Annotated in this window: 4 protein-coding genes; 1 reads left to right on the top strand and 3 read right to left on the bottom strand. The window is 69.3% G+C overall.

The window, feature by feature from the left end; genetic code table 11:
- Nucleotides 1-187: 187 nt before the first annotated feature.
- From upp to AX737_RS02315, 3 genes are all read right to left on the bottom strand, one after another.
- The gene (upp, locus tag AX737_RS02325) at nt 188-820 is read right to left on the bottom strand and encodes a uracil phosphoribosyltransferase (protein ID WP_066918696.1); all 633 of its coding nucleotides are present in this window, start codon (nt 818-820) and stop codon (nt 188-190) included.
- A 137-nt stretch (nt 821-957) separates the two neighbouring features.
- Nucleotides 958-1,413 (bottom strand): DUF2852 domain-containing protein, encoded by a 456-nt coding sequence (locus tag AX737_RS02320; protein WP_066918694.1) that lies wholly within the window; start codon nt 1,411-1,413, stop codon nt 958-960.
- Between the two features lie 86 nt (nt 1,414-1,499).
- On the bottom strand, nt 1,500-2,123 hold the full coding sequence (locus AX737_RS02315) for a TetR/AcrR family transcriptional regulator (RefSeq protein WP_066918692.1): 624 nt from the start codon (nt 2,121-2,123) through the stop codon (nt 1,500-1,502).
- A 68-nt stretch (nt 2,124-2,191) separates the two neighbouring features.
- Between AX737_RS02315 and AX737_RS35105 the strand changes: the two genes are divergently transcribed.
- On the top strand, nt 2,192-2,375 hold a 184-nt coding region (locus tag AX737_RS35105), incomplete at its 3' end, for a hypothetical protein (RefSeq protein ID WP_210173125.1).

Here is a 2,375-nt window from a genome sequence, read left to right as displayed (position 1 = left end):
AACCCCCGCAACCAAATCCGAACGGCCCGTCCTCTCCAGAGGGCGGGCCGTTCGCGCATCTGGGTTATCGGACAACCCTCTCCCGACCGGTGATACCACGGGACGGTCGCACCCCATTCACGACGGTCCCGATAGGGGAGGGGCCGGACGGCGCCGCCCGCCGGCGGCGCGGCCGTAGAGGCCGGGATCAGCGGGTGCCGTACATGCGGTCCCCCGCATCACCGAGGCCCGGCACGATGTAGCCGTGATCGTCGAGATGGCTGTCGATCGCGGCGGTCCAGATTGGCACGTCAGGATGGGCTGCCTGGAAGCGGGCGATGCCCTCGGGCGCGGCTAGCAGGCAGACGAAGCGCAGATCCTGCGCGCCACGCTGCTTCAACCGCTGCAGCGCGGCGACGGCGGAATTCGCGGTCGCCAGCATCGGATCCAGAACCAGAACGGTGCGGTCAGCGAGGTCGGATGGCGCCTTGAAATAGTACTCGACCGCCTCGAGCGTGTCTGGATCTCGATAGAGGCCGATATGGGCGACGCGCGCGGAGGGCAACAACGAGAGCATGCCGTCCAGAAAGCCCACGCCCGCGCGAAGGATCGGGGCGAGCACAAGCTTCTTGCCCTGGATTTGCCGCCCCTCCATCGTCTGGATCGGGGTCTCGATCATCACCGGTTCGAGGGGCAGGTCGCGCGTCACCTCGTACGCCAGCAGCATCCCGATCTCATTGAGGAGATTGCGAAATCCCTGTGTCGAGCGCTCGCGGTCGCGCAGCAGCGTCAGCTTGTGCTGCACCAGAGGATGGTCCACCACCGTGACGGACGCCGCCATGTCGTTCCCCGTTGCCTACCCGCGGTGACGGTGTGCCGAACTGGCGGCGGCCATGCAACAACCCGCGGGAGGTTCGGCGTATGAAAAAGGGCCCCCCGCGGGAAGCGGGGAGCCCGGATGGCGTTCGGCGGATCGGGTCAGACGCTGCGAGAACCCTCACCGCCCTCGGCGCGGCGCTTGGCCATGAAGGCGTCGAACTGCTCGCGGTCCTTGGCCCGTTTCAGTTCCTCCACGAAGGCCGCGAAGGCGCGGCTCTCCTCCTGGAGTGCGCGGCGCTGGGCCTCCAGACGGTCGAGCTCGGCCCGGCGGTAATCGTCGAAGGCCGCATTGCCGGAGGAGCCGCGGTTGGCAGCCTCGAAGGCCTGGGCGAAGCGCGAGACCGGCCGGCCGCCATCCCGAAGACGCTCGCCGAGACCGCGCAACTCGGACAGCGCCGGATAGCCAGCCACCTTCCAGGCGACGAGGGCGAGACCGATCGGCCACCAGTAGATGAAGGCCAGGACGATCGCACCGATCTCGATCGAGCGGCGCGGGAAGGGGCCCGAGCGGCAGACCCTGCCGTTGGCCCAGGGGTTGGATGAGGTTGTGCTCACGGGTGGGCTCCGCGTTCATGTGAACGACGTTAACATGCGGGGTCGCCGTGAGCGTTTCAAGGGGCGGGCACGCGCGGGCGCGACGGTCAGGGCCGTCCGGTACCCGCGCCGTGAACGAGAGCGAGCACACCCGCGCGCAGGAGCTCGTACTTGTCGGGCAGGCCCGGCCCCTTCGGCAGGTGGCCCGCGGCCGAAAGTGTGGCGAGGCCGTGCGCCAGCGCCCAGACCTCCAACGCGATGAAGCGCGGGGTCACGCCGCCGAACCCCTCCGGGAAGGTCGTCCGCAGCGCCTCGACCAACATGTCGAACGGGCTCGGCCGAGCCGGAGAGTCGATGCTGACGTGGAGGCCCCGCGTCTCGAAGATCGCCGCGTAGTAGGCCGGCTCCTCCTCGGCGAAGGCCAGATACGCTTCGCCCATCCGGGTGAAGCGCTCCAGTGCGGTGCCGCGGGAGGTGAGCGCCCGGGCGAGGCGCTCGGCGAGGTCGGCAAATCCGCGCCCGGCCAGTTCCTCCAGCAGCGCCTCGCGACCGCGAAAGTGGCGGTAGAGCGCGGCCGGCGTCACGCCGACGAGGCGCGCGGCATCGACCAGGGTGAAGCCCGCGATGCCCCGCTCGGCGATGAAGCGGCGCGCCGCCTCGATCAGGGCTTCCTTGAGGTTGCCGTGGTGGTAGCCGCGCCGGTCGCCCGGTCCGTCCCGCCAGGGTCGCAACAGAGATCTCCCGTCCTCGCCCCGTGGCGACGGGGTGCCGAAGGCTTCCGGCAGGCTCTAGCAGGTTTGTGGAGCGTTTCGATGCCTTTGTGACGCGCCCCGGCATGGGGCCGGGAAAACTTGACAGGACGGGCGGGACTTGCTGCAACATTGTTGCACTCCACGCCGACCCGAGCAGCCGGCTCATCGCTGGCGGAGATTTCATGGCCTTCGTCAGTCTGAAAGCGTGGCGGACCCGCTCGGCGGAGCGGG

It is taken from the genome of Methylobacterium sp. CCH5-D2 (assembly GCF_001556475.1).
GTDB classification, from domain to species: Bacteria; Pseudomonadota; Alphaproteobacteria; order Rhizobiales; family Beijerinckiaceae; genus Methylobacterium; species Methylobacterium hispanicum.
The sequence above is the reverse complement of the archived record's forward strand: the minus strand, read 5'-3'. Positions and strand labels throughout refer to the sequence as shown.

What these genes read in the sequence shown, in the direction of transcription:
- upp (WP_066918696.1), bottom strand. Translation starts at nt 820, where the DNA reads ATGGCGGCGTCCGTCACGGTGGTGGACCATCCTCTGGTGCAGCACAAG.